Raw genomic sequence first — 24,773 nt, forward strand, 5'->3', positions numbered from 1 at the left:
TTTAAGTCATGAGTTCTCCAGTATTAAACGGTGTCCGGGTGAAGGTTCCCGCGAGTACCGCGAATTTAGGTCCAGGCTTCGATACCTTAGGAATGGCTCTATCGTTGTATGCATGGATTGAGATGAAGCCGGCGCATCAAACCAAGTTCCATCTTTATGGTGATGAGATGAACGGAATCCCGACCGATAAGACCAACCTCATCTACCAGGTGGCCCAATCCGTATTTCAAGAAGCCGGAGTGGACCTGCCTGAGCTTGAAATTTCAATGTATTCTGATATTCCTTTAACCAGGGGGCTAGGGAGCAGCGCATCCGCTATTATTGGAGCGCTTGCAGCGGCCAATGAATTAATAGGGGTACCTTTAACAAAAGATAAGCTGTTTGATATGGCTACAGCACTCGAGAAGCACCCAGACAACGTGGGGGCCTCCTTGTTCGGAGGCATCATTGCCGCCAGCTGGAATGGACAGCATGCGGATTATATCCGTATTGAACCGCCAACTGGGATGGGGGTACTTGTTGCTATTCCTGATTTTCAGCTGTCTACTTCAAAAGCCCGGGGAGTGCTGCCTGAACAGGTGACTTTATCCGATGCGGTGTACAACATCAGCCGCTCTTCATTATTGACTGCCGCCCTGTCGGCTGGACGACTTGATCTGATTGCATCTGCCATGCGTGACCGGCTGCATCAACCTTATAGAGCTTCGATGATTCCTGGAATGTCCAGAATTCTGGAGGAGGCTCCGTCGCATGGCGCACTTGGCGCGGCGCTAAGTGGTGCGGGTCCTACGCTGCTTGCTCTAGTGGACAAAGAAGCAGGAACTGGTGCTCAGCTGGAGCAATTTCTTGAAGATGTTCTTGGAGAGCAGGGCATTAGCGCTAGAACGTTATGGCTGGAGCCTGACAAGGACGGAGTTGTTGTTGTAGCCGGTGCTTCAGAGGAAGTGTCGTTCATGGATTCTATTAAAGGGGAATACACAGCATGAAAAGAATTGCTCTACTGCCAGATGGGACGGTTTCCCACGAAGCGGCGCTCTATTTATTTGGTGAAGAACCCGTTGAGCTGGTTCATTATAAGCAAATCTCGGATGTGTTTTTGTCTACCGCGAATGGAGATACCGACTATAGTGTAATTCCGATCGAGAATACGATCGAAGGTTCCGTGTCGCTGCATATGGATTGGCTTGTGCATGAGGTTGACATTCCTATGCAGGCGGAATGGGTGTATCCGTCGATCCAAAACCTGGTGGGAAGAAGAGATGAAGTTGAGTCTTCAGAGGGAAAACCGGATTGGTCCAAAGTGACCAAGGTTATCTCTCATCCTGTCGCTATGGCTCAGTGTCTGCAATTTATTCGCTCTCATATGCCGCAGGCTGAGCTTGAGCATGTAGGAAGCACCTCCGAAGCTATTGAGACGGTTAAAAACAATCCCGGCAAGGGTTGGCTTGCGATTGGCACTCTGCTTGGAGCCAGACGCCATGGACTGGATGTATTGGCTGAGAAGGTGACTGATCACGATAACAATTTCACCCGCTTTATTTTGATTGGACCATCCAAACCCAAGGTGCTCAAAGCATCCGGTGAGGACAAAACCAGTATTCTGGTTACGCTGCCTTCTGATTTTCCGGGGGCGCTGCATCAGGTGCTTTCTGCATTCTCATGGCGTAAGCTGAACTTGTCCCGTATTGAATCAAGACCAACGAAGAAAAAGTTGGGCAGTTACTATTTCTATATCGATGTACTCCATGGTTTAGACTCCGTACTGCTCCCTGCAGCAATTGCCGAGATTGAAGCGCTAGGGTGCCAGGTCCGCATTCTGGGTTCGTATTTAAGTTATTCTTATGAGAATACAATGACGGAGGTACAGAACTGATGGCTGAACAGTGGATTTACTTGGATGGAGAGTTTGTAACGAAGGAAAAAGCTACTGTATCTGTATTCGATCACGGTTTCCTTTATGGGGATGGCATATTTGAAGGTATCCGCATATACAATGGGAATATTTTTAAATGCAAGGAGCATTTGGAGCGCCTATATGATTCAGCTAAATCCATTCAGTTGAATATTCCTCTCTCTTATCAGGAGATGGAAGATGCGCTTGTTGAGACCCTTCGCCGTAATGAGCTTCGCAATGGATATATTCGCCTTGTCGTTTCCAGGGGCGTAGGGAATCTAGGGCTTGATCCCAACCGCTGTCCTAAGGCTTCTGTTATTATTATTGCGGAGCAGCTTGCAATCTACTCTGAGGAAGCGTACAAGACGGGGCTGAAGACGGTTTCGGTATCGACCCGCCGGAATATTCCTGATGCTTTGAATCCTAAGATTAAGTCATTGAATTACTTAAATAACATCCTGGTCAAAATCCAGTCCAATCTGGCTGGAGCCGGCGAGGCAATTATGCTGAATGCGCAAGGGTATGTTACAGAGGGATCGGGAGATAACATTTTTATCGTAAAAAAAGGAGTTATCACCACTCCCCCTTGTTATCTGGGAGCGTTAGAAGGCATTACACGTCAAGCGATCATCGAAATTTGCGAGCGGATAGGCTTGAAGCTGAAAGAAGAGCCTTTCACGCTTCATGATGTTTATATTGCGGATGAGGTGTTCCTAACGGGTACGGCCGCCGAGGTTATTGCGGTTCGTGAAGTAGATGGCCGGATCATCGGTGAGGGCCAGGCTGGTCCGATCACACTTCGTCTGCTTGAGGAATTTAGAAGTATAGTGGATCAAGATGGTGTTAAAGTGTGGGAGTAACAACGGAATAGCTGATTCTAAAGTTTCAAATCCTTTCTGCCTTTCAGTAGGTAGAAAGGATTTTTTTATTTTCGAGGATGTCAAAACCCGGGCTCTTGCATAGGATGTATTAAATGGGCAAGGGGCGAATATCACGGCCCTAAGAAGAATTTAGGAGGTCTGTGTCAGGTGAAAATACACATTGTGCAGCAGGGAGATACCCTGTTTGAGTTGTCCAAGAAATATGATGTTCCGCTTCAGAAGCTGATCGATGCTAATCCGCAGCTCGCGAATCCGGATCAATTGAATATTGGGGACAAGGTCAAAGTGCCAACGGTTGGGGTGCCTATAGGGAATCAAGGCGGGAGCAATGTAATCTATAAGCACGAGGTGAAGGAAGGGGATACGCTTTGGAAATTGTCCAAAGCCTGGGGAATCCCGCTGGATTCCATTATCAGTGCGAATCCGCAGCTTGCCAATCCCGATGACCTCAAGGTTGGTGATATCGTGAATATCCCGTCTGCGGGGAAAGCTAATACGACAGCGCCTCAGGCAGGCAGCGGTTCTATGGGAACTGGGGATAAAGCCCATACAGCTCCGATAATTTCGGAGGGGAAGAAGAGTACCGCTCCTATTGAAGGCGGTAAAAAGAACACAGCTCCGATTGAGCAGGTACCTGTGCCTGAAGTTCCAACACCGCTCCCAGCACCAGCACCAGCGCCAGTTGTACCGCCGGTCATCGAGATTCAGCCAGCTCCCCCAGCCCCCCAACCTATAATTCCTCAGTATAATATTGAGGTGGAGTACTCTGAGATTAGCGCACCTAACTATGTCTTTGAGTTCCAGCAGCCACCGGTATATCAGTATGTGCCTGAGTATCAGCCACAGCCTGAGCCTTATGTCCCTGAGTATAAACCTGAGCCGATTAAAGAATCGCCCTGCGGCTGTGGCTCAAGCTCCCACCATTTATTTAAACAATATCCAGTCGAAGCAGAGAAAGTCTCGGGACTTTATGATTATGCTCCGATGACAGAACAGCCATTCCAATCATACCAACCGCAAGGTCATTATCAAGCGGAAAATCCGTCTTTTCTAGGTGAGTATCCAGGAATCTCGGCTGCTCCGATTTATGAATGGCCTCAGGTCTATCCGCCTGTTGAGCCCTGCCCACCAGCTTGGCCTTATCATCATGGCATGCACCATGCTCCATATGGTTACGGCCCGGAACAGAACATAGGAGGAGCCCAATATTCTCCTCAAGGCTCTCCATGGGGAATGGAGTATTCACAGACTCCTTACCAGCATCCATATCCGTGTGCTCCTTACGGCGCTTTCCACTCTGTTCAACCACAACCATACGGATATTCCACTCCGGTTGAGCCTTATGGAGGCTATGAGCTGCCGCCGCAGCCTTCAGTGCCCCATTATCCACTTGGTGGGTTCGGTGTATCGGATGTGATAAGAGAAGAACGTGAAGATATTGCCTCAGAAGATACTCCTGTCATCCAAGGGTTTGAGGGACAGGATAGTGAAGCTGATATACAAGAAGGAGCGAAACGGGAAACAAGAAAAGAGGGGAAGAAGGCCCGGACTTCAAACAGTAGTCCTGCAAAAAAGGAAAGGGAGAAAGCCAGTTCGAAGCCAGCAACTAAAAATAAAGACACCAGACAAAATCCTTGGATTAATGAATAAATAAAGAATGCGGGAGGCTCGCGAGGAGTCTTCCGCTTTGTATCTGTTTCCATAATTTATACTATATAAATTGCTTGTACAATTAGTCGAAAGATGTTATATTATAAATCCGGCCGCGAGGTTGGGGGTAAGAACTGAGCGATTTTATATGAATTAAATTCTTCGAAAAAAAGTTCTTGCATCTAGAATGCGAATGTGATATATTATAAGAGTTGCTGCTGAGACACCGAATGCTAACTAAGTCGATGGTGAAGCGGTTGACCAACTGAGAAATTGATCTTTGAAAACTGAACAACGAGTGAGATACAAGATTGAAGAACTTCGATTCTTTAGTCAAATGAGAAGTGAAATTCTCGTCAGTTTCAAAATGAGCAAGTCAAACACCTGAATGAAAGACCTTCTGCCTTTAGGTCAGAAGAACATTTCATTCTTTAATGGAGAGTTTGATCCTGGCTCAGGACGAACGCTGGCGGCGTGCCTAATACATGCAAGTCGAGCGGACTTGATGGAGAGCTTGCTCTCCTGATGGTTAGCGGCGGACGGGTGAGTAACACGTAGGTAACCTGCCTGTAAGACTGGGATAACTACCGGAAACGGTAGCTAATACCGGATACGCAAGTTTCTCGCATGAGGGANCGATGTCGGCTCATCGCATCCTGGGGCTGAAGTAGGTCCCAAGGGTTGGGCTGTTCGCCCATTAAAGCGGTACGCGAGCTGGGTTCAGAACGTCGTGAGACAGTTCGGTCCCTATCTGTCGTGGGCGTAGGAAATTTGAGAGGAGCTGTCCTTAGTACGAGAGGACCGGGATGGACGCACCGCTGGTGCACCAGTTGTTCCGCCAGGAGCACAGCTGGGTAGCTAAGTGCGGAAGGGATAAGCGCTGAAAGCATCTAAGCGTGAAGCCCCCCTCAAGATGAGATTTCCCAGTATGTAAGACCCCTTGAAGACGACGAGGTAGATAGGCTGGGGGTGGAAGTGCAGCAATGCATGGAGCTGACCAGTACTAATCGGTCGAGGGCTTATCCAAAAAAATACCCGAAGGACGCAGTTCCTAGAAGGGTGCGCAAGTTCGTTTCGTATCTAGTTTTCAGAAAGCAAACCTCATTTCTATTCCGAAGCAAGCCTTCGGTTAGAAGGAACTAGCTTTCAGCATTTGGCGATGCTGAAACCTGAATTAGTTTTTCTGAAGTCAGAGATTCACCTGAGATAACTCAGAGAGCAATGACTCGGAAAATCCCGTTTGGTGGCGATGGCGGAGGGGTTCCACGCGTACCCATCCCGAACACGACCGTTAAGCCCTCCAGCGCCGATGGTACTTGGACCGCAGGGTCCNGATACACGGTCTGCCGTAAGGCAGCCGACTGGCTTTGCGTAGCAAAGCACCATCTCACTCGTTGTTCGGTTTTGAGAGTTCAACTCTCATGTATCGCTTCCAGAACTTGCTTGGTGACAAGCGAATGAGGATTTGATATGATATTCTTCCGGCCGCAAGGTTGGAATTGATCCTTGAAAACTAGATAACGAAACGAAATTGCGTAAATTAGAATTCCTTTAAACTGAACTTGTGCAAACAAGTGAAGTATCTAAGGTAGCGCGAAGGTTTGTGGGATGACGGATCCTTTGGGAGTTCGTTTCCTCTTTGTAGAGGTTCTATAAGATCAGGAAACGAACGGACAACAGAGCCGACAGTCCACAAACCGGAGCAATGGTTAAGCTACTAAGAGCACACGGAGGATGCCTAGGCGCTAGGAGCCGAAGAAGGACGTGGCGAACAACGAAACTGCCTCGGGGAGCTGTAAGCAAGCTTTGATCCGGGGGTGTCCGAATGGGGAAACCCGGCTACTGTAATAGGTAGTCACTCATACCTGAATTCATAGGGTATGAAGAGGCAGACCAGGGGAACTGAAACATCTAAGTACCCTGAGGAAGAGAAAACAACAGTGATTCCGTCAGTAGCGGCGAGCGAACGCGGAACAGCCTAAACCAGAGAGCTTGCTCTCTGGGGTTGTGGGACGTCTCACATGGAGTTACCAAGGATTAGGGTAGGCGAAGAGGTCTGGAAAGGCCCGCTAGAAGAGGTAAAAGCCCTGTACCCGAAAGTCTAATCCCTCCGAGACGGATCCCGAGTAGTGCGGGGCACGTGAAACCCCGTATGAATCCGGCAGGACCATCTGCCAAGGCTAAATACTCCCTAGCGACCGATAGTGAAGCAGTACCGTGAGGGAAAGGTGAAAAGCACCCCGGAAGGGGAGTGAAATAGATCCTGAAACCGTGTGCTTACAAGAAGTCAGAGCCCGATTCTTAAGGGTGATGGCGTGCCTTTTGTAGAATGAACCGGCGAGTTACGTTCCCGTGCAAGGTTAAGGTGAAGAGCCGTAGCCGCAGCGAAAGCGAGTCTGAATAGGGCGAGTTATAGTACGTGGACGTAGACCCGAAACCGGGTGATCTACCCCTGTCCAGGGTGAAGGTGCGGTAACACGCACTGGAGGCCCGAACCCACGTATGTTGAAAAATGCGGGGATGAGGTGGGGGTAGCGGAGAAATTCCAATCGAACTCGGAGATAGCTGGTTCTCCCCGAAATAGCTTTAGGGCTAGCCTCGGAAGAAGAGTCGTGGAGGTAGAGCACTGATTGGGTGCGGGGCCCGCCAAGGGTTACCAAGCTCAGTCAAACTCCGAATGCCACAGACTTGTATCCGGGAGTCAGACAGTGAGTGCTAAGATCCATTGTCAAAAGGGAAACAGCCCAGACCATCAGCTAAGGTCCCCAAGTGTGTGTTAAGTGGGAAAGGATGTGGAGTTGCACAGACAACCAGGATGTTGGCTTAGAAGCAGCCACCATTTAAAGAGTGCGTAATAGCTCACTGGTCGAGTGACTCTGCGCCGAAAATGTAACGGGGCTAAACACACCACCGAAGCTATGGCTTGATGCTTTGCATCAGGGGTAGGGGAGCGTTGTGTATACATTGAAGGTGTACCGTAAGGAGCGCTGGAGCGTACACAAGTGAGAATGCCGGTATGAGTAACGAAAAGATCAGTGAGAATCTGATCCGCCGAAAGCCTAAGGGTTCCTGAGGAAGGTTCGTCCGCTCAGGGTAAGTCGGGACCTAAGGCGAGGCCGAAAGGCGTAGTCGAAGGACAACAGGTTGAAATTCCTGTACCACCGTAATCCGTTATGAGCGATGGGGTGACGCAGCAGGGTAGTGACGCGGACTGATGGATGTCCGTCCAAGCAGTGAGGCTGGTATGTAGGCAAATCCGCATACCATAAGGCTGGGCTGTGATGGGGAGTGAAAATTACAGTAGCGAAGGTCATGATCTCACACTGCCAAGAAAAGCCTCTAGTCAGGAGAAGGTGCCCGTACCGCAAACCGACACAGGTAGGCGAGAAGAGAATTCTAAGGCGCGCGGNTTATACAGATTAGTCCAGGCTGATCTTTACCATCAGCTTGGACTTTATTATGGCCCGTTGGTCAAGGGGTTAAGACACCTCCCTTTCACGGAGGTAACAGGGGTTCGAATCCCCTACGGGTCACCACTTTCATTAATAGCTTCAAATGGGGATGAGAACCCATCAGGCTTCGTCGGAGCATTCGCTTCGGTAGGAATATATCGCAGTCTCGTTCGAAGAGCGAGTATCCCCTAGGAGTCAATATTTCATTAACCTTTATGGAGGCTTAGCTCAGCTGGGAGAGCATCTGCCTTACAAGCAGAGGGTCGGGGGTTCGATCCCCTCAGCCTCCACCATTTATTCCAAGTGAATATATTTTACTGACGCGGGGTGGAGCAGCCCGGTAGCTCGTCGGGCTCATAACCCGAAGGCCGCAGGTTCAAATCCTGCCCCCGCAATAATCCCCAAAAGTGATGAGAAGCTTTGAAGCCTATTTTAATTCTTTCCGGGGATCATCTTTACCTAGTGTGGAGCCGTGGTGTAGAGGCCTAACATGCCTGCCTGTCACGCAGGAGACCGCGGGTTCGAATCCCGTCGGCTCCGCCATTTAACATTCTTGATAATAAGATGATTCATTTCTCTTTATTGAGAGCCATTAGCTCAGTTGGTAGAGCACCTGACTTTTAATCAGGGTGTCGAAGGTTCGAGTCCTTCATGGCTCACCATTTACCCTGTATTAAAGGGTAGTATGTAAGGACATGTGCGCGTGTGGCGGAATTGGCAGACGCACTAGACTTAGGATCTAGCGTCTTTGACGTGGGGGTTCAAGTCCCTCCACGCGCACCAAATATGCGGACGTGGCTCAGCGGTAGAGCATCGCCTTGCCAAGGCGAGGGTCGCGGGTTCGATTCCCGTCGTCCGCTCCATAATGTGCGCCCTTAGCTCAGCTGGATAGAGCGTTTGACTACGAATCAAAAGGTCAGGAGTTCGAATCTCTTAGGGCGCGCCATTTTCTTATAGTTGCATATGCCGGCGTGGCGGAATGGCAGACGCGCTCGACTCAAAATCGAGTGGGAAACCGTGGAGGTTCGAGTCCTCTCGCCGGTATACTAAAAACGCAAGATTGACGGGGATTTAAACGCTGATTGGACGCAATGTCTGATCGGCTTTTTGCGTTTTAATAATACGCGCCAGTTTTACGCGCTTATCCACAGGAACCGCGCTCGACTAAGGTCGATTACGCGAGTCGATTCGGCAGCCACAACGATAACAAATCGGATGGAGTTGTATGAGGATGGCACGTAGAAAAAACGCTCTAACATTTGAGGATTTAACACCGCAAGCACAACCGCTTTATATCGTTGATGACTTCGATAGTGCTGCGCACTTGTTTTTACGGGACGGGAAGATACGCAACATAAGTAAGCATACGCAGGCGTTTTATGTGCGTGAGTTTAACGTGTTTAGGAAGGCGCTTGAGGCGCAGGGTATCTCAACTGATCCAGGCAAGATAACGGAAGATATCATAAAAGAGAACGTTATTCTGCACATGATGGAGAACGGACAGAAAGAGACGTCAATTAACTGTGTTCTTAGAGCGCTCCGAGCGCTGTTCAATTTCCTTGTACGGGAAGGCTACTTGCTACAAAGCCCTATGCATAAAATGACGCTTATAAGTTATATATACCTAATAATTCGATAATTGGGTCTTAACAGAACTAGTGTTCCCGTATAATTACGTTCAAAGGAGTTGTTAAGGATGCTATCCGATTTTGGACGTAAGACACTACGGATTCTCTACAATTACATTTCGCAACAGCGCAGGATGCCGACGGAAAAGGAACTTGAGCGGCTGACCGGCCGTAGCCCAGCTGACATTGTGACAGCGTTAAACGAATTGATGCTGGAGGAGTACATATACTGGCCCGATAAGCCGGCAATTGACACGATCGTTATCCTGGAAGCGTGGGAGCGCAGTCTGTCGGGACAGTCGAGGGCAACGGTGACCTCCCAACAGAGTAGCTCCGATTATTGGACGGAGTACTAGCACGATGGAGGATAAACTCAAAGGGAACGGTATATTGAATTCACGGATGATCATGCCAGAACACCGCGAGGCGGAAATCCGGCTGCAACTAGCACAGGCCCGGCGAACCAAACCTGAGTTAATTCTGCAGGAGTCCGAGCTGATCGAGGCTGCGATCAGCCGGTCACTAACGCTGCAGGTGCCGGTGAAGTTGCGGTTATTCGACATGATTGAAGATTGCTGGGTGGCTGGTGTGGTTAAGACGGTGTTGACGTATCGGCGCGAGGTGAAACTGGTGAGTAACGGAGAATTGACGTGGATTGCACTGGATGACGTTTTGGACGCAAAAATAGACCGCTTTGGCGAGTAGCTTCTGCGGTCTTTATTTATACGGAACTAATACTCGGTTACTTGATTTTTGAAAAATCACATTTGTATGTGGTGAAGGAGATCGAGAATGAGAAAGAGAAGTTCCCATAAGCAACAGTACTTAATATGCTGGAGCAGTGGGTTCCATTCAGTCAAACCAAAAGGAGGGCACTAGCTTTTGTGAAATTACCCTTTTTTAGTTACTTTCAGTCTTTGAAATTCCAACTACTTTTATATATTTGCTATACTCTTCCTTCGCAATAATAGCAAAGGGATCTGATTTTAACCAATTGAATTCTTCCTCCAAAATATCATTCTTACTTACAGTAGCTTGAATAGTAATTCCTATATAATTCTTAGGTTTATTAGGGTTAATACTATCAAATAGTTCTTTGCTGGGCACCTCAAAAACTCGAACATTATCTTTAATATTATACCTATCAATATAGTATTTGCTATCTAATGTGAGTTTAAGATAGTTTTTATCTTTTTCGACGTATTTCTCCAGAATGGTAATATCAGCGAATCCAGTATAGGAAACAATATTATTTTTATAATATTGTTTCTCTTGTACAGAAGATACAATTATAGGAGTAAATATAATCAACAGTAACAAGATTATGGACATGAGTATTACATAACTTCGTTTCATAATATTCACTCCTAATTAGTAAAACATTGACCATTCATTTGAATGGTCAATGTTTATAATAGTCTGTATTAGTAACTCAAAGTATAAACGTTGGTATTATAGCCTACATTGGAGGAATTTGGTGTGACAGAAATGCTAGCAGGACCGAATCCAATTCCATAGCTATAACTGCCACCTGAAGAGGTATCATGAACATAAGATATAGCGATTTTTTTCACTGGACTTGAACCGTCTATGTCAGCTTGGAAATAAAAATTACCTTTAATATAAATAGGGAAATCAGGAGTTCCTAGAGTACTTCCTTTGTGTTCATAACCAGTTAAGCTTGAACTGGTGTAAGTGGCAGGGTCTCCAGTTGTCCAGTTATCACTAGCATTTAATTTATAATGAATTAAGTTACTTCTTTTATTTGGTACAACACTGAAGCTATCATGGGTTGAATAACCAAAGTAATCCTTACCACGTGGCTTGACTGCTTTCTTCCATTCGTAGGAAGGATAAATATCAACTTTGCTTTGGCCAGAAACTTTGAACGCTACCACGCTAATGTTTAAATCTGATTTAGGAATTTCATAACCAGAGGAGGCGAAAGGTCTAACTGTGCTTTCATCCTCAGTAACATTAACGTATGTGAAGTCAGTACCAGAATTTTGGTAAATCATTTGTTTGAGATCATTGTCCATTTCTTTAACTATTTCTAGAGGAGTACCATTTTTCAATAAAATCTGGTCAAAATCTTTAGTCGCAGTAACATCATTTTCTGATGCAAATGCGCCTGCAGGAATTAAAGTAAATAACATAACAATTGTCAAAAAGATCTTAGATTTAATTTTCATACTCTATTCTCCTTTTTTTAAGTTATCGTACTCCAATTCTCAATTTTATCCATTAATTTATATATTTTCCCTCATTTGTATTTATTTTACTATATATTGTGCTTTTAGGCTAGAGTCGTTAGGGTTATATAAACTACAATTTTTACAATCATTGCTAGTATTAAGTGATATCTTTTTACAATAATTTTATTTTATACCAAAGGAACTCTTGGTAATGTATACGAGGCAGTCTGTTATATCTTTCTTGCATTGTCGCAACCAAAATGTGGACAGAGATGCAAACTCGAAAGTTCCCCCTCATTTATTTTGGTCATACATTATATAAAACACTTCAGAACTATAAAAGTTAGGAATAAATCAAGGGTGATTTTTGACGGTCTTCCGGGCTTATCTCATCGTATTATCGAGACGTGGGAAACAAAGGGGCGTTTCGAGCAACATTGGGGATATAAACATAAACACCTCTATACGATTATAGCGCGAGGCTACTACACATAGAGGCGGTAAGTGTTGGTAGTAATCATTGTTTTTCGGATTTTTTGAGCTTTGTTACTTCGTCCTCAAGATGATTTATTCGCTTATGTAAGCGATAGAATACTGGAGTGTATATTGCAAGAACGACTAAAAACCAGATCCATCCCATTTTATTCACCTCTTTCAAAAAGATTCTACCATAAAAACAAAAGTAAGGATAAAATTCAATTATAAGGAGAGAACATTAACATGAAAAAGCAAATTCTAAGTTTTCTATCAGCGTCAGCCCTAATCTTATCTCTCAGTGCCACACCTATCTTTGCTGCTGGGTCGACAGATGTACCAGCGCAAGAAGTTAGTATCAACTCTGATATTGAGGTTAGTAATGTTTTTATAGACTTTATTAATGAAGGTTTTAATAACCCAAAAGGGTTTGAAGTAAAAGATTCCAACGGATTGGATGTTACTGAAAAATTTATCGAAAGTGTTAAAGGCCCCTATTACATAGGAGACTACAAGACCATTAAAAAGGTTGTTCAAGATCAAAATTTAACTCTCTCGAACACTGTGAGAACTCAAATTGAGAACCATGACGGTCTTAATAAAAATTCAGCAGCTATTGCTACTGTCAGTGGCGAATCCGTAACAAAAGAGTTTTATCACGTAGCTCAAGATTCAACAGGAAGATTCTCAAAAGAATGGAAAGTGGCTCTCTCCGGTACTTTTTCATATACGAATAATTTTCAAGTTACTTCTGCGAGCGGCCCATCTGTAAGACTTACTTATGCTCCTTTTGGTGCAATGTTTTCTCCAGCAATAGATAATGTAAGAACTTCTAATTCTTACTCTGGTTATAAAGCTTCATTTGTTGGTAGCTATGATATGAGAGCAGTCATGTCAGTGGGGATTGGAAACCTCCCAGTAAACACAAATCTTAATTTTGGAAGTTATACAGAATCATTTAGCGCCTATCCTTCAGCAATGCAAAATTAGGCATATTATCCTCGAAATAGGCTTGCCATACACTGGCAGGCCTATTAGTCTTAATGTAGCAGACACCCTCTGACCACTGGTCAGTGTATAATTATCATATGGTGAATTATTAAAGTTATTCTCAATATTTCCTGCTTTAGAAGAATCTCGCGGCCTATCTATACGAGAAATCGCGCGTGATATCGACTACCGATTCGAAAGTGTACGCTCAATGTACAATGACGAAACGGAGCGCTATCCGCGCGAACTCTTAGCAAAACTTTGCGTTTATTTTAACGTTGGCATTGGCGAACTCCTTACGCTGCAGCCGAAAGAGTAAGCGGAGCCTTCTCCGCTCTTTCCACCGTAACCTTATTCCTTGCCCCCTCTCTTCCGCCCATTTATTCGCGATCGCATGGGCACTCGGCGTGAGTATTGAAGCGCTACTTACCGTAGCTGGGTAAACTTCCACTAGATAAGAACGTTTGTTCGTTATATAATATCCGTAGAGGTGATTACGGGTGGTAACGAATAAACTAAAAACACGCCGCGAACAAAGTGCACAGGAACGGTTACAAGTCCTTCGGTTCATCGCGGTTACATACCGGTCGAGAACGACTGTCAATCTACGGATGTTTGATGAACACTCTGATACCCGCGTTATTGGAGTAATCGAACGTATAGACTCGGAAGGCGGCCGCTTTATGGTAGACGGCGAGTGGTTCCGCTCATCGGATATCGTAGAATTAGGTATACAAAAGCGCCGCGATTAAACGGCGCTCTTTTGAGTATATGAAATGGCCGATCCCTCACCCCAACAAAGACTTACCAAAGAAGACAATAGCAAGTATACTCAAACAGGCGGGGCTGAAATAGCCCCTCCCTAAGGAGGTTTATATTATAAATGAACGATAAACAGTTAAAAGACCGGTACGTATTCCCTGCCGTTTTCGATTACGGAGACGACGGTATCTCGATCGAGTTTCCGGATTTACCTGGCGCACTAACCTGCGGTGATACAGACGAAGGAGGCGCTATATATGGCTAAGGATTGTCCTCTTCGGAATGGAGGAAGACGGCGACATCATACCGGAACCAACGCGAGCATCCGACATCGTACTGTCTACAAGTGGGGCGCGGATTGAGATAGACAGAAACGGGTGGCGAACTTACGACTCCGCTTGGCGCGAGAGGATTTCCATTAATGCTAACGACTCGTACGGGATGAACGCGATATCATTTGCCAAGTCGAACGGCGGTGGAACCGGAACGATTAACGGAGGAGATACTGTATTCTAGGTGTATTCCTATGGAGATATGTTATTGGCGCATTAAACGGTGGAAGGCTCTACATTGGATCAGGCGGTTACGTCGACTTTTCAGGAGCGGCCGTACTAGGATTAACTACTTCTAAGATTGATGGCTTAGATTCTGCGCTTACTACGCTTCAAAACACTGTATTAAAGTAAGGCCGTAAAAGGGGCGAGCACAGGGTCGGCAGGACCAGAAGGGAAAATGTCGATTTAAATAAAGAAAGCTACTACATAACTGATAAGTTTGTCTTATACAGATAACATTCATATTTCAAGTACTTCTAAATCATCCTGTTCAAATTCCTCGACATAATTTCTCCTGGTTTCTAGCAAAAAGCGTCAGTTTTTTATTTTCCTTCACTTTAAGCCCAGTGAGAATCCATTTTAGTTTTCGCTTTCCGGTGGAAACTTAAATTAGGTAATAACTCATTCCTCTGAAAAATTAAATGAGTGTTTTGCTCATAATATAGTCCGTTTGTTCTTCATCGCCCATATAAAAAAAGTGGGTTCCCACCTGAACGAACCCCATTTTATTATAAAAAGCGATTGCATTTTCGTTTTTCTCCCATACGCCTAGCCAGACTTTCTTTTTATGGTGTTCTCTCGCCATGTCTATAGCTTTATTCAGCAGATATTTACCAAGCCCATTCTTTTGAAATTCGTTCTTTATATAAATCCTCTCGATTTCGAGTGATTCATCACCCATTGCTTCAGATTGGGCCTCATCGGTGTTAACCTTTAAATATCCTGCGAGTTCATCATTAACATAAGCAAAAAAGAACTGCGAAGAACTATTGGATAATTCTTGTTCTAATTGGTTCAAATTAAATGCCCTTTCCAGATAGGCACGCATATTTTCAGCGGAATTCTGATGCTTGAATGTATCATTAAATGTTTCATAACTAATTTCTTGAAGCTTGCGTGAATCCTCAAGGGTGCATTTTTTGATAGTTATACTCATTGAATAGTATCGCTCCTTTATAATCTCAATAATTTCGCTTATTTCCCTTCTTTAAAACTCCTAGTCTTCTTCTATATTCTTTCTTACTTTCTGAGGAAGATCGAACAGAGATAAAACCATTAATTTTGAGTTTTGGGATAGCACTATCATTCCGATTTCTCGAAGAATTTCCTTCATAACTAACTCCTCAAAACATCTTTGTTGTAAATGCAACAAAGTTCGTAAATATAATTTAACCTAAATTTATTGCATTTGCAACAAAAACGAGAGGAGAGACAGAGAAAAGAATATGACATTTGTGCATTTGAATTGTACTATTTGCTCTCCTCCAATTAGTTTAGTCTTCTCATGAAAATAAGCACAGCGCAGTGCAGATGACCTATGGTATCATATTTAGGGCACCGATAATGATGCGGAGGGATTAGAAATGAGTACAGATAAGAATTACCAACTGGTTATTATAGGATATGGCGGTATGGGCAGTTATCATGGGCAGTTAATAGAAGAGGTTGAACGGATTCAACTATCTGGAGTCTATGATATTGTGAATTATAGAATGGATCTGGCCCGGTCCCGTGGGTATCACACTTATGAAAGCATGGAGGCAGTATTGTCTGACGCCTCGGTAGATATCGTGTTGATTGCAACTCCTAATGAGGTACATAAAGAACTGTCCATCAAGGCGCTTCGGGCTGGCAAGCATGTTATTTGCGAAAAGCCGGTGACCATTACAAGTAGTGATCTTACTGAAATTATGCAGGTAGCCCGTGAAGAAAATAGGATTTTTATGGTGCATCAGAACCGCCGCTGGGATGAAGATTACCTGATTGTCAAAGGACTCATAAACAAGAAGGTCATCGGTGAGGTTTTCCATCTCGAATCCAGAGTTCACGGAGCCAACGGAATCCCGGGAGACTGGCGTCAGCTTAAAGCCAATGGTGGTGGTATGCTGCTGGACTGGGGGGTGCATCTGTTAGATCAGCTGCTTCAGCTTACAGATAGCAAAACATCTCATGTAGCCGCGAGTTTGAGTACAGTTCTGGGGAATGAGGTAGATGATGGGTTCAGTACTCATATCCGGTTCCGCAATGGACTCACGGCATTGATTGAAGTAGGAACCACCAACTATATCAAACTGCCGCGATGGTATGTTAAAGGCACAGAAGGAACAGCAATCATAAGGGATTGGGACTTGAGCGGGGAAATTGTAAAAACTAACTCTAACTCGGTGAAGATGGAGCCGCTGCCGATTCAGGCCGGAAACGGGCTTACGAAGACGATGGCCCCTCCATCAGAAGAATCAACGCTTAGGCTGCCTCTAGAGAAGCCGGAGATCAAACCTCAGGGCTTTTACTTGAATTTTATAGATGTAATTGAAGGAGCAGCTGAGCCGTTTATTCGGAATGAGGAAGTGTTCCGTGTTATGCAGCTGATTGAAGCGATATTTGAAGCTGCTGAGACCCAAAGCGTAGTTCAATTAGACTTGTAGTGTAATCAGCTGATTCAAGAACAGGCCGACTTGTATAATACGGCAATCCCAAGGTCACAATAGGTATCAAAGACCGCAAGTAAGAAGGGGATTGCCGTGAGCATCTTTAGAATAAAGCGAATTTTTAAAAGACGATGGAAAAGATGGAGGAGGGCAATCTGGACCGTGTCCGCCTGCTGTCTTGTAGCCTGTCTGGCTTGGCTGGGTATGCTGCTTTCGGATAAGCTGGAGCAGGCGATGACCAGGGAAGAACCTGCCGCTCTTGCCACGTTGGGCAATCTGAGCACTATAAGCATGGAGACGACCTCACCTGACTTTGAACGGGCTTTGACGGAGATGAAGGGCTCCAGAACGGTTCATTTGAATAAAATATATACCTGCGGGGAAGAGAGCCAGATCCTTGGCCGAATGGAAAGTGCTGAGATTATCGATCTGCTGAACAAGCATCCGGAGTGGAAGGGCCGGGTGGATGCCGAGGGCACGGTGTGGCTCGATCATCATATTGATGATCTTTCGGACATTTGCAAGCGCTCGGGTTATATTGGTCTCGACCGCAACGGGAACTTAAGCTTATTCGAAGGACCTCCGAAGGAGGAGAAGGTCATGCGCACTTTTTTCCAGATGGACATCGAGTTTATGGAAAGTGCGCTTCCGGAGGATGTAATCCGCCAGGTTAAGCAGGGAATTCGGATTCAGGATGTTGAGGAGTATAACAGTGTTCTTTCGACCTTTAGCGATTATGCGGTGGAAGCCTCGCAAAAGGTCATGCAGCAGAATAAACATTAGTCGAAAGAGCTCTAAGAGACGTGGAATACGTCTCTTTTTTGCGTTTAATTGATGGAACATGAACTTTTTCCTCTCTACCCGGCTTTCTTTTGTTATAATAGAGTGAATACATATGTTCGCTTTGTGAACTATAGGAGAGATCAAGTTTGCGTATTTTAGGGATAGACCCCGGAATTGCCATTGTTGGCTTTGGTTTTATTGATAAGCAGGGCAGCAAGTGTGTACCTGTTCAATATGGATGCATTCAGACTCACAAGGATACTCCGGAGCCTGAGAGATTGCTGCATGTCTATGAGGACATCGGGCTCTTGATAGATAAATATAAACCGGATGCGGTTGCGCTTGAGAAGCTTTTCTTCAACCGGAATGTCACTACAGCCATGTCGGTCAGTCAAGCCAGAGGGGTACTTGTTCTGGCGGCTATTCAGCGTGGTCTGCCCATAGCGGAATATACCCCGATGCAGGTCAAGCAGGCGATTGTGGGTTATGGCAAGGCGGAGAAGAAGCAGGTGCAGGAGATGACCAGAATCTTCCTGAAGCTTCAAGCTGTGCCTAAGCCGGATGATGTTGCAGATGCTTTGGCTATTGCGATATGTCATGCTCACTCGAGCACATTAAATTCCAAGATAAATGAGGTACTTCGTTCATGATCGATTATTTAAAGGGACAGGTTGTTCATTACGAAACCGAATATATTGTATTGGATGTCCACAATGTGGGCTACCGTGTATTTTGTCCGAATCCGTATGCTTTTGCCAAGAGTAATGATGTGGTTACCGCTTATATTCACCACCACGTTCGGGAGGATGCGATTCTGCTGTTCGGATTTCCGACCCGGGAGGAGCAGAAGCTGTTCCGCAAATTGATCGATGTAACCGGAATCGGTCCGCGTGTGGCTCTCGGAATTCTGGCCGGAGGCACGCCGGATAGCGTTGTTGCGGCGATTTATCAGGAGAACATCACTTTTTTAACCAAGCTGCCGGGCATCGGGAAGAAGACGGCTCAGCGGATTATTCTCGATCTGAAGGATAAGCTGGACGGCATTGCAAGCACGCCGGTGTTTGTGCAGGAATCTTCCGCTCACGATCTATTCAATCCGGTATTCACGGGCTGGCATGAGGCCAAAGAGGGGCTGCGGGCACTTGGCTATACGGATGCGGAGCTCGATAAAGTATGGCAGAGCTTGAAGGACGGCGTTACTCCGGATGAGTCGGTGGATTCTGTTATGAAGAAGGCTCTTAGAATGCTGTACACGGCATGATATTAACAATCTGAGAGGGGGAGTACAGTGATGATGGATGACCGGATAATATCGGCAAACTTAATGATGGAAGACCAGGCGGTCGAACTAAGTCTTCGCCCCCGCTATTTATCAGAATATATTGGTCAGGACCAAATCAAAGAGAATCTGAAGATCTATATTGAAGCAGCCAAAATGAGAAAAGAGGCCTTGGATCATGTGCTGCTCTATGGCCCCCCAGGACTTGGCAAGACAACTCTGGCCAATATTATCGCCAATGAGCTTGGAGTGAATCTGCGGACTACCTCCGGTCCTGCGATTGAACGACCTGGTGACCTGGCTGCCCTGCTGACGAACCTGCAGGAAGGCGATGTGCTGTTCATTGACGAGATTCACCGCTTGCACCGGACGGTGGAAGAGGTGCTTTATCCGGCAATGGAGGATTTTGCGCTGGATATTATGATTGGCAAGGGGCCAAGTGCCCGGTCCGTAAGGCTGGACCTTCCACCGTTCACGCTGGTGGGTGCTACAACAAGAGCAGGACTTCTCTCCGCGCCGCTCCGGGACCGATTCGGTGTGGTGAGCAGGCTGGAGTTCTACACTGTGGATCAGCTGAGTTATATCGTGAGCAGGGGGGCCGACATTCTGAGCATTGAGATTCTCGGAAATGCGGCTGAAGAGGTTGCCTTGAGGTCGCGAGGAACCCCGCGTATTGCTAACAGGCTGCTTAAGCGCGTACGGGATTACGCACAGGTGCGTGGAGACGGAATCATTACGGCGGAAATCGCCAAGGAAGCCTTGAAGATGCTTCAGGTCGACCCGATGGGACTTGATCTGATTGACCATAAGATGCTGAGAGCCATGATTACGAACTTTCGCGGTGGGCCTGTAGGGTTGGATACCATTGCCGCAACGATCGGGGAAGAGAGCCAGACCATCGAGGATGTGTATGAGCCGTATCTTCTGCAGATCGGGTTTCTGCAGCGGACTCCGCGCGGACGCATGGTGACTCCGGCCGCTTACAATCACTTAGGCCTTCCCATGCCTGAGAAATAAAATATGTACGTGAAACAAATCATCTCTGAGGAGGATATCATGAAGAGATCAGGATTAAAGAGCAACATGCTTAAGGTTGGAAAAAGTCTTCTTGCGGGTGTACTGCTGATGGGTCTGGTTCAATTTCAGACCCCGGCGGCTTCGGCGAACTCGGATCAAGTGAGAGTTGCCCTGTTTGTCGACGCGGGAAGTGCATATAAATCAACGGTACCTGCGGTAACCCTTGTCTCCTCCACCGCCTGGACGGCTGGTCCAAGAAATTCAGGGGTAGGAGGGGAAGCCTGGGTCAATCTTGCCGCTGGGGACAAGATCAGGTTCAGTTTGGATACATTTAAAGTCAAAGTCTTGGAGACGCCGGACTGGTCCAAGGCGTCTGCCGCAGCCAAGAAGCTTCAAGCAGGCTCGGACAAGCCCTTCATATTTTCAGTTAATCAATCCGGCAGCACATTGTACCAAGTATACACCGGCCCTTACCTGAGCGCTGCAGAAGCTCAAAAAGCCGCTGTCCGTACAGGACAGACGCTGGGCTTAAGCGGTGGGGATGCGCCAGAAGCTAAGGGAGGCTTATATTTGTCCGCAGGCTCATTTAAGACTCAGCAGGAGGCCGAGACGCTTAGAGCCAAAATTGCTTCCCTCAGTGTGGACGCGGTGATTGCCATTACCGGGCAAGCCTCATATGAAGTCTGGGTAGGGGATGCCTCCACTGGGGATGAGCTCGACCAGGTGGAATCACAGCTTACCAGCCAACTGCCAGGACAGAATCTGACCCCGGCAGGCCAATCAGGTATTGCCTTGATTGTGCGAAGTGATGTAACACTGAACCTGAATACACCCTCGCCGGTTAAACACTATTCATTGAATGGAACGGGCTCGCCGCTCTGGATTCAAGGAACCGCGGGAGATTCCGGAAATATTCAATTGGTTGAGCGTTCCTCACGCAAATATAGAGGCGGTTTTGAACTGAGCAAGGTGGCTGGACAGCTTGCCGTGGTGAATGAACTGCCTATGGATCAATATCTGTATTCTGTGGTAGGCGGCGAGGTATATTCCAGCTGGCCGCAGGAAGCGCTGAAAGCACAGGCGGTAGCTGCAAGAACTTATGCCTTATATCAGGGGGCTACCAAGTTTAAGGTGGCCGGACTTGTTGATACCACGCTGAGCCAGGCCTACAACGGGATTGAGAAGGAAGCCGCAAGCATTATTCAGGCGGTGGATAGTACTTCAGGAGAGGTGATCAAGAAGAACGGGAAGCTGATTGAAGGATTGTTCTCCTCGAACAGCGGCGGTATGGCAGCGGATTCTTCAGAGGTCTGGAAGGACACCGACAGCACTTATCAAGCCGTTAAGAGCGAGGAAGATAAGGCGGCTCAAGCTGGGCTTAAAATGTGGTACCATGTTCTTCTGTCCAATGGGAAGAGCGGATATGTCCGCGAAGACAATGCCAAGCTTACCGGAGACAAGAACCCGGCCGGACTTTCTTACCTGACAGCTACGGCGAAGGATACCAATGTTCGTACTCTGCCAATGATTCAATCGGGTGAGACTCCGGTTGGCAAGCTCAATCCTGGGGATCAGGCCGTGGTGCTTGAGAAGGTCAGCCAATCTAACGAATACGCCTGGGTCCGGGGACCGTTCACCTCCGATCAGCTTAGCAAGTCCTTAAAAGGGAAGACAGCAACGGCCGTGAGTTCCCCCATTGTGTCCTTGGATGTGACGAAGAGAGGTCCGTCGGGCCGTGCGATTGAAGTGAAGGCGAACGGACAGGTGCTGGATGTGAAATACCCGGATATGTTCCGGTCCGCGCTAGGCGGCCTGCCAAGCACGCTGTTTGATATTACCCCAACCGGGAGGTATACTGTACTAGGTGCAGGGGATCAGACGGCTTCGGGTACAGCGAAGGCTGGAACCAAGGTTCTGTCCGCATCCGGCACCCAGACCTTGAACGGCGGGAACATGGTTGTCCTGAACGGTTCGAATGAAGCCAGGGTAGTGGATGACTCCAACATGTTCTTTATCACTGGACAAGGGAATGGCCATGGCATCGGGATGTCCCAATGGGGCGCTAAGGGCATGGCCGACGCTGGCAAGGATTACAAAACCATTTTGCAGCATTACTATCAAAATGTGACTATAGAGAAGGAATGAAGCAGCATCATGAATGTGGACTTGTATGATTTCGAGCTGCCTGAGCGCTTAATCGCCCAGACGCCGCTTTTAGAGAGAACATCCTCCCGCCTGTTGACGCTGAATAAGAAGGACGGGAAGACCCAGCATCATATTTTCTCGGATATTATTGATTACTTGAATCCCGGAGACACCCTCGTACTTAATGATACGCGGGTTCTGCCCGCAAGATTGTTTGGCGTTAAGGAAGATACCGGCGCCAAGGCCGAGGTTCTGCTGCTTAAGAACCTGGGTGAGGATCAATGGGAGGTTCTGGTTAAGCCAGGGAAAAAGCTTAGAACCGGTGCGGTGATCGTATTTGGTGACGAGCTTAAGGCAACGATTATGGAAGAAGGCGAGCTTGGCGGCCGTGTGCTGAAGTTCGCTTATCAAGGGATATTTAACGAGATTCTGGACCGGCTTGGGCAGATGCCTCTTCCCCCTTATATTAAGGAGAAGCTGGAAGACAAGGAACGGTACCAGACCGTATATGCACGTAATGAAGGTTCGGCGGCGGCTCCGACGGCGGGATTGCATTTTACCGAGGAATTATTGGACCGGATTCGTGCCAAGGGGGTTACGATTGCCTTTGTAACGCTTCACGTCGGACTTGGCACATTCAGACCGATGTCCGTGGACCGGATTGAGGACCATGTGATGCATGAGGAGTATTACGTCCTTCCGCAGGAGACAGCGGACATCCTCAATGAGACCAGAGTGCGTGGCGGCAGAGTCATTGCAGTGGGGACAACCTCAGCAAGGACCCTGGAGACGGTCAGCCAGAAGTGCGGGGATGGGCCGATCGTAAAGAGCAGCGGATGGACACAAATTTTCATCTATCCGGGTTATCAATTCGGTATTGTTGACGCGCTCATCACGAATTTCCATCTTCCTAAATCCACGCTCGTTATGCTGGTGAGTGCCTTGGCGGGAAGAGAACATATTTTATCGGCCTATCAGGAAGCGATTGAGAAGGAGTACAGATTCTTCAGCTTCGGTGACGCCATGTTTATTTATTAAAGCTTTAGAGGATGGTTGATAAATTTGACAGCAGCAGTAACGTACGAACATATCAAAACATGTAAGCAATCCGGCGCCAGATTAGGCCGGGTGCATACCCCTCACGGGATTATTGAAACCCCTACCTTTATGCCTGTAGGTACTCAAGCCACGGTGAAGACGATGAGTCCGGAAGAACTGAAGGAAATGGACGCCAAAATTATTTTGAGTAATACTTACCATCTCTTTCTTCGTCCGGGTCATGAGGTGATCCGTGAAGCTGGCGGACTCCACAAATTTATGAACTGGGATCGTGCGATCCTCACGGACAGCGGCGGATTTCAGGTCTTCTCCCTTAGCGAAATGCGCAAGATTACGGAAGAGGGGGTACATTTTCATTCTCATCTAAGCGGGGATAAGCTGTTCCTGTCTCCTGAGGTTGCCATGGAAATTCAGAATGCTCTAGGCTCGGATATTATGATGGCATTTGATGAATGTGCTCCATATCCAGCAGACTTTGATTATGTCAAGAAGTCGTTGGAGCGGACAACCAGATGGGCGGAGCGCTGTCTAGAAAGCCATACCCGGCCGCACGATCAGGCCTTGTTCGCCATTGTTCAGGGCGGGATGTATGAGGAACTTCGCAGACAGAGCGCGGCTGATTTGACTTCCCTGGATTTTCCGGGGTATGCTATTGGTGGACTGAGTGTAGGTGAGCCCAAACACCTGATGTATGAGGTGCTGGATTATACAGTGCCCCTGCTTCCTTCGAATAAGCCAAGGTATTTAATGGGTGTGGGTTCGCCCGATGCGCTGATCGAAGGCTCCATCCGGGGAATAGATATGTTCGATTGTGTGCTTCCAACGAGAATTGCCCGCAACGGGACCACGATGACAAGCCAAGGCCGGCTTGTTGTCCGTAATGCGAAGTATGCCAACGACTTCGGTCCATTGGATCCGAATTGCGGCTGTTATACATGCCGGAACTATTCACGGGCTTACTTGCGTCATTTGATCAAGGCTGACGAGACTTTCGGACTCCGGTTAACGACGTATCATAATCTGCACTTCCTGCTTGATCTTATGAAGAACGTACGTCAAGCGATCATGGATGACCGGTTGCTTGATTTCCGGGATGAATTCTTCGAACAGTATGGTCTGTTTAACAATGACAAAGGGTTCTAAACTCATTAGAGAAGAAAGGGGGATTTAAAATGTTTCAATATGCAGCAGCTGGAGCGGGAGGACAGGATATCCTCGGCATCATCATTCCGTTTGTTCTGATGTTCGTTGTATTCTATTTCCTGCTTATTCGTCCGCAGAAGAAGAAGCAGCAGACGCGGAATACGATGCTCAGCGCCCTTAAGAAGGGGGACAAAATCGTGACCATCGGAGGGCTTCATGGCACGATTACAGAGCTTACGAACGACACAGTTGTTCTGAAGGTCAATGATGTGACTAAGCTTACTTTCGAGCGCAGTGCCATCAGTCACAGTATCGCAACTTCCGCAGCCGAACCTGAAAAAGCGGAGTCTTAAAATTTAGCATGCCAATAAAGAAAACCTCAGCAGGTTTATGGAGTTTGTTCCATGAACAGAGCTGAGGTTTTTCTTATAAATCGTA

General features: G+C 46.9%; 23 protein-coding genes, 9 tRNA genes, 1 rRNA gene and 3 other annotated features. Of the genes, 30 read left to right on the forward strand and 3 right to left on the reverse strand.

Annotated elements, in window-relative coordinates:
* Positions 1-8: 8 nt before the first annotated feature.
* From thrB to BN6628_RS06715, 17 genes are all read left to right on the forward strand, one after another.
* Complete coding sequence (gene thrB, locus BN6628_RS06635; RefSeq protein WP_068615790.1) at positions 9-986, forward strand: homoserine kinase; 978 nt, start codon at positions 9-11, stop codon at positions 984-986.
* Positions 983-1,873 (forward strand): prephenate dehydratase, encoded by an 891-nt coding sequence (gene pheA / locus BN6628_RS06640; RefSeq protein WP_068615792.1) that lies wholly within the window; start codon positions 983-985, stop codon positions 1,871-1,873. Before thrB ends, pheA begins: the two co-directional genes overlap by 4 nt.
* Entirely contained in the window at positions 1,873-2,754 is an 882-nt protein-coding gene (ilvE, locus tag BN6628_RS06645; RefSeq protein ID WP_068615794.1) for a branched-chain-amino-acid transaminase, read from the forward strand. Before pheA ends, ilvE begins: the two co-directional genes overlap by 1 nt.
* Positions 2,755-2,922: 168 nt before the next feature.
* Positions 2,923-4,425: a LysM peptidoglycan-binding domain-containing protein gene (locus BN6628_RS06650; protein ID WP_068615796.1), complete on the forward strand. Its 1,503-nt coding sequence runs from the start codon at positions 2,923-2,925 to the stop codon at positions 4,423-4,425.
* A gap of 470 nt (positions 4,426-4,895) precedes the next feature.
* Positions 4,896-5,246, forward strand: a sequence feature (most likely nonfunctional fraction of RNA operon).
* Positions 5,187-5,440, forward strand: a sequence feature (23S ribosomal RNA rRNA prediction is too short). Its footprint overlaps the feature before it by 60 nt.
* 224 nt (positions 5,441-5,664) lie before the next feature.
* Positions 5,665-5,780 (forward strand): 5S ribosomal RNA (gene rrf, locus BN6628_RS06655).
* 352 nt (positions 5,781-6,132) lie between these two features.
* Positions 6,133-7,880, forward strand: a sequence feature (23S ribosomal RNA rRNA prediction is too short).
* 6 nt (positions 7,881-7,886) lie between these two features.
* Positions 7,887-7,961: transfer RNA gene (locus tag BN6628_RS06660), tRNA-Glu, on the forward strand.
* A 133-nt stretch (positions 7,962-8,094) separates the two neighbouring features.
* Positions 8,095-8,170, forward strand: a tRNA-Val gene (locus BN6628_RS06665).
* Positions 8,171-8,198: 28 nt separating this feature from the next.
* A tRNA-Met gene (locus tag BN6628_RS06670) sits at positions 8,199-8,272 on the forward strand.
* Positions 8,273-8,343: 71 nt separating this feature from the next.
* Positions 8,344-8,420 (forward strand) — tRNA-Asp (locus tag BN6628_RS06675).
* Positions 8,421-8,463: 43 nt separating this feature from the next.
* Positions 8,464-8,539: transfer RNA gene (locus BN6628_RS06680), tRNA-Lys, on the forward strand.
* Positions 8,540-8,576: 37 nt separating this feature from the next.
* Positions 8,577-8,660: transfer RNA gene (locus BN6628_RS06685), tRNA-Leu, on the forward strand.
* Between the two features lie 5 nt (positions 8,661-8,665).
* Positions 8,666-8,740 (forward strand) — tRNA-Gly (locus tag BN6628_RS06690).
* Between the two features lie 6 nt (positions 8,741-8,746).
* Positions 8,747-8,823, forward strand: a tRNA-Arg gene (locus tag BN6628_RS06695).
* A gap of 19 nt (positions 8,824-8,842) precedes the next feature.
* Positions 8,843-8,921, forward strand: a tRNA-Leu gene (locus BN6628_RS06700).
* A gap of 187 nt (positions 8,922-9,108) precedes the next feature.
* Positions 9,109-9,516, forward strand: coding sequence for a site-specific integrase (locus BN6628_RS06705; RefSeq protein WP_068615798.1), 408 nt, complete (start codon positions 9,109-9,111; stop codon positions 9,514-9,516).
* A 57-nt stretch (positions 9,517-9,573) separates the two neighbouring features.
* The gene (locus tag BN6628_RS06710; protein WP_068615800.1) at positions 9,574-9,861 is read left to right on the forward strand and encodes a hypothetical protein; all 288 of its coding nucleotides are present in this window, start codon (positions 9,574-9,576) and stop codon (positions 9,859-9,861) included.
* 4 nt (positions 9,862-9,865) lie between these two features.
* Positions 9,866-10,210, forward strand: a complete 345-nt coding sequence (locus BN6628_RS06715; RefSeq protein ID WP_068615802.1) for a YolD-like family protein — start codon at positions 9,866-9,868, stop codon at positions 10,208-10,210.
* Positions 10,211-10,405: 195 nt separating this feature from the next.
* Here BN6628_RS06715 and BN6628_RS06720 read toward each other — a convergent pair whose 3' ends face one another.
* Positions 10,406-10,861: a hypothetical protein gene (locus BN6628_RS06720; protein WP_068615804.1), complete on the reverse strand. Its 456-nt coding sequence runs from the start codon at positions 10,859-10,861 to the stop codon at positions 10,406-10,408.
* A 68-nt stretch (positions 10,862-10,929) separates the two neighbouring features.
* Complete coding sequence (locus BN6628_RS06725; protein ID WP_068615806.1) at positions 10,930-11,697, reverse strand: hypothetical protein; 768 nt, start codon at positions 11,695-11,697, stop codon at positions 10,930-10,932.
* 723 nt (positions 11,698-12,420) lie between these two features.
* Here BN6628_RS06725 and BN6628_RS06730 point away from each other — a divergent pair.
* From BN6628_RS06730 to BN6628_RS25900, 4 genes are all read left to right on the forward strand, one after another.
* On the forward strand, positions 12,421-13,164 hold the full coding sequence (locus BN6628_RS06730; RefSeq protein WP_068615807.1) for a hypothetical protein: 744 nt from the start codon (positions 12,421-12,423) through the stop codon (positions 13,162-13,164).
* A 160-nt stretch (positions 13,165-13,324) separates the two neighbouring features.
* Positions 13,325-13,483: a helix-turn-helix domain-containing protein gene (locus BN6628_RS25520; RefSeq protein WP_328586955.1), complete on the forward strand. Its 159-nt coding sequence runs from the start codon at positions 13,325-13,327 to the stop codon at positions 13,481-13,483.
* A 452-nt stretch (positions 13,484-13,935) separates the two neighbouring features.
* Complete coding sequence (locus BN6628_RS26930; protein WP_082926821.1) at positions 13,936-14,019, forward strand: type II toxin-antitoxin system HicA family toxin; 84 nt, start codon at positions 13,936-13,938, stop codon at positions 14,017-14,019.
* A gap of 28 nt (positions 14,020-14,047) precedes the next feature.
* Positions 14,048-14,191 (forward strand): type II toxin-antitoxin system HicB family antitoxin, encoded by a 144-nt coding sequence (locus BN6628_RS25900; RefSeq protein ID WP_187386116.1) that lies wholly within the window; start codon positions 14,048-14,050, stop codon positions 14,189-14,191.
* Positions 14,192-14,898: 707 nt separating this feature from the next.
* On the opposite strand, the gene BN6628_RS06745 is transcribed toward BN6628_RS25900, so the two are convergent.
* Positions 14,899-15,417 (reverse strand): spermidine/spermine N(1)-acetyltransferase, encoded by a 519-nt coding sequence (locus BN6628_RS06745; protein ID WP_068615812.1) that lies wholly within the window; start codon positions 15,415-15,417, stop codon positions 14,899-14,901.
* Positions 15,418-15,844: 427 nt separating this feature from the next.
* On the opposite strand from BN6628_RS06745, the gene BN6628_RS06750 reads away from it, so the two are divergent.
* The 9 genes from BN6628_RS06750 (at position 15,845) to yajC (ending at position 24,688) form a co-directional block, all read left to right on the forward strand.
* Complete coding sequence (locus BN6628_RS06750) at positions 15,845-16,906, forward strand: Gfo/Idh/MocA family protein (RefSeq protein ID WP_068615814.1); 1,062 nt, start codon at positions 15,845-15,847, stop codon at positions 16,904-16,906.
* A 96-nt stretch (positions 16,907-17,002) separates the two neighbouring features.
* A complete protein-coding gene (locus BN6628_RS06755) occupies positions 17,003-17,692 on the forward strand; it encodes a BofC C-terminal domain-containing protein (RefSeq protein WP_068615816.1) in 690 nt (229 codons plus the stop codon).
* Between the two features lie 146 nt (positions 17,693-17,838).
* Positions 17,839-18,342, forward strand: coding sequence for a crossover junction endodeoxyribonuclease RuvC (gene ruvC, locus BN6628_RS06760; RefSeq protein WP_068615818.1), 504 nt, complete (start codon positions 17,839-17,841; stop codon positions 18,340-18,342).
* A complete protein-coding gene (gene ruvA / locus BN6628_RS06765; protein ID WP_068615820.1) occupies positions 18,339-18,953 on the forward strand; it encodes a Holliday junction branch migration protein RuvA in 615 nt (204 codons plus the stop codon). Before ruvC ends, ruvA begins: the two co-directional genes overlap by 4 nt.
* Before the next feature lie 33 nt (positions 18,954-18,986).
* Positions 18,987-19,988 (forward strand): Holliday junction branch migration DNA helicase RuvB, encoded by a 1,002-nt coding sequence (ruvB, locus tag BN6628_RS06770; RefSeq protein WP_068622050.1) that lies wholly within the window; start codon positions 18,987-18,989, stop codon positions 19,986-19,988.
* 39 nt (positions 19,989-20,027) lie between these two features.
* Positions 20,028-22,133, forward strand: a complete 2,106-nt coding sequence (locus BN6628_RS06775; protein WP_068615822.1) for a SpoIID/LytB domain-containing protein — start codon at positions 20,028-20,030, stop codon at positions 22,131-22,133.
* Positions 22,134-22,142: 9 nt separating this feature from the next.
* The gene (gene queA / locus BN6628_RS06780) at positions 22,143-23,171 is read left to right on the forward strand and encodes a tRNA preQ1(34) S-adenosylmethionine ribosyltransferase-isomerase QueA (RefSeq protein ID WP_068615824.1); all 1,029 of its coding nucleotides are present in this window, start codon (positions 22,143-22,145) and stop codon (positions 23,169-23,171) included.
* 24 nt (positions 23,172-23,195) lie between these two features.
* Complete coding sequence (gene tgt / locus BN6628_RS06785) at positions 23,196-24,335, forward strand: tRNA guanosine(34) transglycosylase Tgt (protein ID WP_068615826.1); 1,140 nt, start codon at positions 23,196-23,198, stop codon at positions 24,333-24,335.
* Positions 24,336-24,364: 29 nt separating this feature from the next.
* Positions 24,365-24,688 (forward strand): preprotein translocase subunit YajC, encoded by a 324-nt coding sequence (yajC, locus tag BN6628_RS06790; RefSeq protein ID WP_068615829.1) that lies wholly within the window; start codon positions 24,365-24,367, stop codon positions 24,686-24,688.
* Positions 24,689-24,773: the final 85 nt, after the last annotated feature.

This window comes from Paenibacillus tuaregi (genome assembly GCF_900086655.1).
In the GTDB taxonomy this organism is placed as follows: domain Bacteria; phylum Bacillota; class Bacilli; order Paenibacillales; family Paenibacillaceae; genus Fontibacillus; species Fontibacillus tuaregi.